At 50.6% G+C, this 6639-nt stretch carries 7 protein-coding genes and 1 tRNA gene; 3 read left to right on the plus strand and 5 right to left on the minus strand.

Annotated elements, in window-relative coordinates; translation table 11 throughout:
* Both NNO02_RS22160 and mltD read left to right on the plus strand, forming a co-directional pair.
* Positions 1-78 (plus strand): hypothetical protein (locus tag NNO02_RS22160; protein WP_271455766.1); only part of this gene is annotated, 78 nt, incomplete at its 5' end.
* Between the two features lie 71 nt (positions 79-149).
* A complete protein-coding gene (mltD, locus tag NNO02_RS22165) occupies positions 150-1508 on the plus strand; it encodes a murein transglycosylase D (RefSeq protein WP_271450285.1) in 1359 nt (452 codons plus the stop codon).
* A gap of 49 nt (positions 1509-1557) precedes the next feature.
* Here the strand turns inward: mltD and NNO02_RS22170 are convergent, their stop codons facing one another.
* The 3 genes from NNO02_RS22170 to NNO02_RS22180 all read right to left on the minus strand — a co-directional run bounded on the left by NNO02_RS22170 (position 1558) and on the right by NNO02_RS22180 (position 4512).
* The gene (locus NNO02_RS22170) at positions 1558-2328 is read right to left on the minus strand and encodes a class I SAM-dependent methyltransferase (protein ID WP_271450284.1); all 771 of its coding nucleotides are present in this window, start codon (positions 2326-2328) and stop codon (positions 1558-1560) included.
* A 76-nt stretch (positions 2329-2404) separates the two neighbouring features.
* On the minus strand, positions 2405-3205 hold the full coding sequence (locus NNO02_RS22175) for an endonuclease/exonuclease/phosphatase family protein (RefSeq protein ID WP_008783770.1): 801 nt from the start codon (positions 3203-3205) through the stop codon (positions 2405-2407).
* A 131-nt stretch (positions 3206-3336) separates the two neighbouring features.
* Entirely contained in the window at positions 3337-4512 is a 1176-nt protein-coding gene (locus NNO02_RS22180) for an MFS transporter (RefSeq protein WP_271455763.1), read from the minus strand.
* A gap of 104 nt (positions 4513-4616) precedes the next feature.
* Between NNO02_RS22180 and yafC the strand changes: the two genes are divergently transcribed.
* Entirely contained in the window at positions 4617-5531 is a 915-nt protein-coding gene (yafC, locus tag NNO02_RS22185; protein ID WP_271455764.1) for a DNA-binding transcriptional regulator YafC, read from the plus strand.
* A 20-nt stretch (positions 5532-5551) separates the two neighbouring features.
* Here the strand turns inward: yafC and dkgB are convergent, their stop codons facing one another.
* Together dkgB and NNO02_RS22195 are read right to left on the minus strand one after the other, a co-directional pair.
* Positions 5552-6355 carry a 2,5-didehydrogluconate reductase DkgB gene (dkgB, locus tag NNO02_RS22190; RefSeq protein WP_271455765.1) on the minus strand — a complete coding sequence of 268 codons (804 nt, stop codon included), beginning with the start codon at positions 6353-6355 and terminating at the stop codon, positions 5552-5554.
* Positions 6356-6519: 164 nt separating this feature from the next.
* Positions 6520-6596, minus strand: a tRNA-Asp gene (locus NNO02_RS22195).
* Between the last annotated feature and the right edge of the window lie 43 nt (positions 6597-6639).

Genomic DNA, 6639 nt, shown 5'->3' on the forward strand with positions numbered 1-6639 from the left:
GAAATAAACAAAGAAACAATATTGCAACAACCTGAAGAGCGTTTTGCCTGGTTAAGGTCAAAGAAAGATACGTTCTGACAATTCCGGGTTGCCTTTTGAAAACTTCGCCGTTATGATCGGTCGTCTTTTAAGCAACTATTGACACACACATGAAGGCAAAAGCGATATTACTCGCCTCTGTCCTGCTTGTTGGGTGCCAGAATACTGGTAACGTCCAACAGCACGCACAGAGCCTTTCTGCAGCTGGTCAAGGGGAAGCAGGAAAGTTTACAAGTCAGGCGCGATGGATGGACGATGGAACATCTATCGCTGCTGATCAGGATTTGTGGGCTTTCATTGGTGACGAGCTAAAGATGGGAATTCCGGAAAACAACCGGATTCGCGAACAAAAACAGAAGTATTTACGCAATAAGAGCTATCTCCACGATGTAACTTTACGGGCAGAGCCGTATATGTACTGGATAGCCGGGCAAGTTAAGAAACGTAACATGCCTATGGAACTGGTACTACTACCCATAGTGGAGAGCGCTTTTGATCCTCACGCAACGTCTGGCGCCAATGCCGCAGGTATTTGGCAGATCATTCCGAGCACGGGGCGCAATTATGGTTTAAAACAGACCCGCAATTATGATGCACGTCGCGACATTGTGGCTTCCACCACTGCCGCGCTGGACATGATGCAGCGTCTGAACAAGATGTTTGATGGCGACTGGCTGCTGACCGTTGCCGCGTATAATAGCGGTGAAGGTCGCGTGATGAAGGCAATCAAAGCGAACAAATCTCGGGGTAAATCCACCGATTTCTGGTCGCTCCCTTTGCCTCAGGAAACGAAGCAGTATGTGCCCAAAATGCTGGCATTGAGTGATATTCTCAAAAACAGCAAACGCTATGGCGTGCGTCTGCCTACCACAGACGAAAGCCGTGCGTTGGCACGTGTTCGCCTGAACAGCCCGGTTGAGATGGCTCAGGTTGCCGATATGGCGGGTATTTCCGTCAGCAAACTGAAGACCTTCAATGCAGGTGTGAAAGGCTCCACGTTGGGTGCCAGCGGTCCGCAATACGTGATGGTACCAAAGAAGCATGCAGAGAAGCTGCGTGAGTCTTTGGCTTCCGGCGAAATTGCAGCCGTACAGTCAACGTTGGTGGCTGATAACACGCCGCTGAACAGCCGTAGTTACAAAGTTCGCTCTGGCGATACGCTTTCTGGCGTCGCTGCACGTCTTGGCGTGAGCACGAAGGATCTGCAGCAGTGGAATAATCTGCGTGGATCATCACTGAAAGTGGGCCAAAGCCTGACCGTAGGTGCTGGCAACAGCGCGCAGCGACTGGCTAACAACAGCGATAGCATCACCTATCGTGTGCGTAAAGGCGACTCTCTGTCGAGCATTGCCAAACGCCACGGGGTTAACATCAAGGATGTAATGCGCTGGAACAGCGATACGGACAATCTGCAACCGGGCGATCAGCTCACGTTGTTTGTCAAAAACAACGGCATGCCTGACTCCTGATAGCATTGTAAAAATGAAGGCACTGGTTTCCCCCCAGTGCCTTTTTTATTTATCCCGCTTTATGTGCCTCAACCATTATCGTATCACTGGTGAATGAACCATCCTCCTGTAACGCGAAGTAGGCTTTCACTTCAGCAGATGCGCTCTCCTGATATAAACGAATCGCTTCTGTCAACGCGGCAGGTGTACGCATCCGCGCCACCCACGAACTGAACTCCAGCGGCAGGCGATCGGTCAACACGGTATTGGTAATCAAACCGGCGTCGTTGATTAAAGACAGCCATTCACCGCTGGAATAATTGCGGACATGCGAGGTGTCGCGTAACGCTTCGACAGTTTGCAACCAGATATCACGGACCGGATGTCCTGGCGACATCACATCCATTACGATCGCCACACCACCGGGTTTCAGTACACGATTGACTTCACGCAGCGCACGTCCGACATCATGCCAGTGATGCGCCGAATAGCGGCTAATCACTACATCAAAAGCGCAATCGCCGAACGGCAGGCTCTCTGCATATCCCTGTTGCGTGGTGATGCTGTCCAGGCCCTTCTCTTTTGCGGCCTCTGCGACCACCTCAAGCATTTGAGACGATAAATCATAAGCCACAACCTGTTGAACGTTTTGCGCAGCCACAAAGCTGGCGTGTCCTGCTCCACATCCCATATCCAGTACCCGTGCCTGTGGAAAAGCAGACAGCCTTTCTGCCAGTCGTTGTAAATCACGACCAGTAGCATGTACGGTGCTGGTTAAATAGGCGTTAGCCTGAGAGCCAAACTGCTTTTCGACGTTGTCATGGTGGGAGCGTGTTGTCATTGTGTTGTCCTTCGGTTGTTGTGAAATATGAAGGGCAACCATCACAGGCCTGCCCTACGGCAGACCTGACATACCTTTATTGCTCAGGCTTGCCGGGACTGAATTCAACGAGTAGTGGATTGTGATCGGAGGCGCGAGTGACCAGCACAGAGGCCTCACTCACGTTCAAACCACGATAAAACACAAAGTCGAGTGGGCGACCAAACGCACGCCGGCGTTGATCGTCGGTAAAGCGAACCTGGCGCAGCGACATTTCACGCGCAAAGCGGTACAGCGCATTCATCCGTCGGCGGCTCCAGGCATTGAAATCACCGGCCATAATCACTGGACCACTGTGATGGGCGATTTGATCCCCAATGGGAAGTAACTGCTTACTATAGACATCGACGCCGAGGCTGAAGTTTACCGCGTGGATATTCACCACCATTAATAAACGCGAGTCAGGCAGCGGGTACACTGTGACCAGAGCCGATTTTGCCAGGCGTAAAATTGGCTCACGCTCGCGCAATGGACAGCAGTAGACCGGATGTGCAGCAGAAAGCGTCATGACGCCAGAAGGATGCTGAGGCAACACGAAAGCGGGAACCTGATCGGCGGCAAGATAGTTAGCGGTCGCAAACTGCACCAGTTCAGGCGTGGTTTGTGCTTCCTGCAATAACACCAGATGCGCGTCTTTGCCAAAATTCTTCAGCACCGACTGCCATTCTGCCCGCTGCTGTTTAAAAATATTCCATACCAGCACGCGAATGCGATCTTCACTGCTTAACGGCACGCCTGCAGGTAATGCCTGGCCGATATGCGCAAATGACCCTGGCGGTAAAATCCGCTCAGCGGGCTGTCCGGCAACATAGCGCATGGCATAGGTGTTTTTTCGCACTTTAGACTTTCAAACCTCTATAACGTCAACCAGTCCGCAGCCGGACTGGTTCTTCTGTTATAGGGACTTTAGCACTCACTTTCAACGAACAATTGCAGTTTGTTTTGTAAGTGGGTACTTACATCAATGATTTATCCCAATACTACCCGCGCCGGTTTATCCAGGCGACCGCTGATACCCATCAGTAAAAAAGCAACCAGAACAATCAGCGCACCAATCCACGGAGTCTGTGCTAAACCATAATGCTCTACCGTTTGTCCGCCAATCACAGAGCCAAGCGCAATACCAATATTAAACGCAGCAATGTTCAGACCGGATGCCACATCCACCGCATTGGGGGTAAATTGTTCCGCTTTCTGTACCACGTAAACCTGCAAACCTGGAACATTGCCAAAGGCGAAGATCCCCATCACCAGAATCGTCACTAACGCAGCGTATTGCGTAGAGGCCGTCAGTTGAAAGACCATCAGCAGGACAAACAGCGCCGCGAAGATAAATTTCAACGCCGGGACAGCACCATGTTTATCCGCCAGCTTACCTCCCCAAATATTACCGATAGCGACCGATACGCCATAGCCCAGTAAGATCCAGCTTACCGCTGCCGGCGAGAAGCCTGCCAGGTCCTGCATCATAGGTGCCAGGAAGGTGAACGCAGTGAAGACACCACCGTACCCCAACGCCGTAACCGCGTAGATAAGCAACAGGCGTGGGTGGATTAACACTTTTACCTGATCACGAATGCTGGCAGCCGCCCGACCCGGAATATTCGCAGGGATCAGCAGTTGGCTGCTAATCAGTGCAATCACACCCAACAGTGATACGGCAAGGAAAGTCTCACGCCAGCCAAAATGTTGTCCGATAAATGTACCCAGCGGTACTCCCGTCACCAGTGCAACCGTTAAACCACCAAACATGATAGCGATGGCAGAAGCGGCTTTCTCTTTTGGCACCAGGCTTGTCGCAATCGTAGAACCAATTGAGAAGAAGACACCGTGTGCCAGGCCTGTCAGCAGGCGGGCGACAATTAATGTCGTATAACCAGGTGCCTGCCATGCCAACAAGTTACCGGCCGTAAACAGGACCATCAGCGCCACCAACAGTTGCTTACGTGGCAGACGTCCGGTCAGGGCTGTCAATACTGGCGCTCCGATCGCGACACCCAGCGCATAGATTGAAACCAGCATCCCGGCAGAAGGTAAAGAGATCGCCAGTTGTTCAGCAATGGTCGGCACCAGGCCGACAATCACAAATTCAGTCGTACCAATAGCGAAGGCACTTATTGTCAGTGCAAATAAAGCGAGAGGCATAAATAGCTCCATATCATCAGTAATCAGATGACAGGCAGTATGCCGGGATGTTTTAATAACAAAAATATTCAAAATCTCAATATAATTTTGCTTCAGGTGCAAAAATGAAAGCAACCTCCGAAGAACTGGCAATTTTTGTCGCGGTCGTGGAAAGCGGTAGCTTTAGCCGGGCCGCAGAGCAGCTTGGGCAGGCCAATTCCGCGGTCAGTCGGGCAGTAAAGAAGCTGGAGATGAAGCTGGGCGTTAGTTTGCTCAATCGAACAACCCGGCAGCTCAGTCTGACAGAAGAAGGTGAACGCTACTTCAGGCGTGTACAACAGATACTGCAGGATATGGCTGCGGCGGAAACCGAAATCATGGAGTCGCGTAATACACCGCGCGGTTTGCTGCGTATAGATGCCGCAACACCGGTGATGTTGCATTTCCTGATGCCACTGATCAAACCTTTCCGTGAGCGCTATCCCGAGATGACGTTGTCGCTGGTTTCCTCAGAGACATTCATCAATCTTATTGAACGAAAAGTGGATGTTGCGATACGTGCCGGTGCCTTAACTGACTCAAGTCTGCGCGCACGTCCACTCTTTACCAGCTACCGTAAGATTATTGCTTCGCCCGACTATATTACCCGTTTCGGTAAGCCAGAGACTGTTGAAGAGTTAAAGCAGCACCTGTGTCTGGGGTTTTCTGAACCCATTTCGCTCAATACCTGGCCCATAGCCTGCAGTGACGGACAATTGCATGAGGTTGATTGCGCTCTATCTTCGAACAGTGGCGAAACGCTGAAGCAGCTTTGCCTGAGCGGCAACGGTATTGCTTGTCTTTCAGATTATATGATTGATAAAGAGATCGCTCAGGGTAAGCTGGTCGAATTGATGGCGGATAAACGGCTGCCTGTCGAGATGCCTTTCAGCGCGGTGTATTACAGCGATCGTGCCGTCAGTACCCGTATTCGAGCATTTATCGATTTTTTAAGTGAATATATAAGAACAGCTCCCGAAGGAGCTGTAAAAGAGGGTTAAAGGCACAGAGGATCAGGCGATTAATCCCACTCAGGCGCCAGACCTTCCGGGCTAACCAGGCGATCGTTGCAATCCAGAGCAGCGATTGCCGCTTTGTCTTCCGCATCAAGTTGCAGTTCCAGTGCCAGCAGGTTGCTTGCCAGGTTTTCACGCTTAGTAGAAGAAGGGATCACAGAGTAACCTTCCCCCATCGCCCATGCCAGAATCACCTGGGCCGGCGTCGCGTTATGTTTAGCGGCAATGCGAGCAATCACTTCATCTTTCAGCGCCTTACCGTAAGCCAGTGTCATGTATGAGGTGATGTGGATACCGTGCTCTTTCGCCCAGTCAACAACCTTACGGCTTTGCAGATACGGAGATAACTCAATCTGGTTAGTCGCAATATTCTCTGCACCCACAGCAGCAATAGCTTTTTCCATCAATGGGATAGTGAAGTTAGAGATACCAATTTCACGAGTCAGCCCTTGCTCTTTGGCTTCGAGCAATGCCTGCATAAACTCTTCAACAGAGACAGCATCATTTGGTGATGGCCAGTGGATCAGCGTCAGATCAACATAATCTGTGCGCAGTTTTTTCAGGCTCTCTTTCAGGCTTGGGATCAGCTTGTCTTTACCAAGATTCTCAATCCAGATCTTAGTTGTGATGTACAACTCATTACGCGGTACGCCACTTTCGGCAATCGCCTGGCCAACAGCAGCTTCATTATCATAGATTTGTGCAGTGTCGACTGCGCGGTAACCCAGCTCCAGAGCTGTTTTAACAGAAGCGATAACCACGTCGTCTTTCAGGCGGAAAGTACCTAAACCAAATGCAGGGATAGTCATAGAATTCCTCTTTTTAATCACAATGTTCGTTAACTGAGGGGATTATGACCTTCTGCTCTTTATAGAAAAAGAGCGAAAAATGCAGAGGATTTTTGCGAATTTAGCAATAATAAAATTACAGGCAAAGAAAAAGCCCTGAGCAAATGCTCAGGGCTCTTAATAAGTGGCGGAACGGACGGGACTCGAACCCGCGACCCCCTGCGTGACAGGCAGGTATTCTAACCAACTGAACTACCGCTCCACCGAATTTCTTTGTCACCACCCGGATTATTCATCCCGGTTTA

Origin of the sequence: Citrobacter sp. Awk 2, assembly GCF_028069815.1 — a bacterium.
Taxonomy (GTDB): Bacteria; Pseudomonadota; Gammaproteobacteria; order Enterobacterales; family Enterobacteriaceae; genus Citrobacter.

Bases quoted from the DNA above. Each gene is read 5' to 3' on its own strand.
- mltD (WP_271450285.1), top strand. From the start codon at position 150: ATGAAGGCAAAAGCGATATTACTCGCCTCTGTCCTGCTTGTTGGGTGC.
- NNO02_RS22170 (WP_271450284.1), bottom strand. From the start codon at position 2,328: ATGACAACACGCTCCCACCATGACAACGTCGAAAAGCAGTTTGGCTCT.
- NNO02_RS22180 (WP_271455763.1), bottom strand. From the start codon at position 4,512: ATGCCTCTCGCTTTATTTGCACTGACAATAAGTGCCTTCGCTATTGGT.
- yafC (WP_271455764.1), top strand. From the start codon at position 4,617: ATGAAAGCAACCTCCGAAGAACTGGCAATTTTTGTCGCGGTCGTGGAA.
- dkgB (WP_271455765.1), bottom strand. From the start codon at position 6,355: ATGACTATCCCTGCATTTGGTTTAGGTACTTTCCGCCTGAAAGACGAC.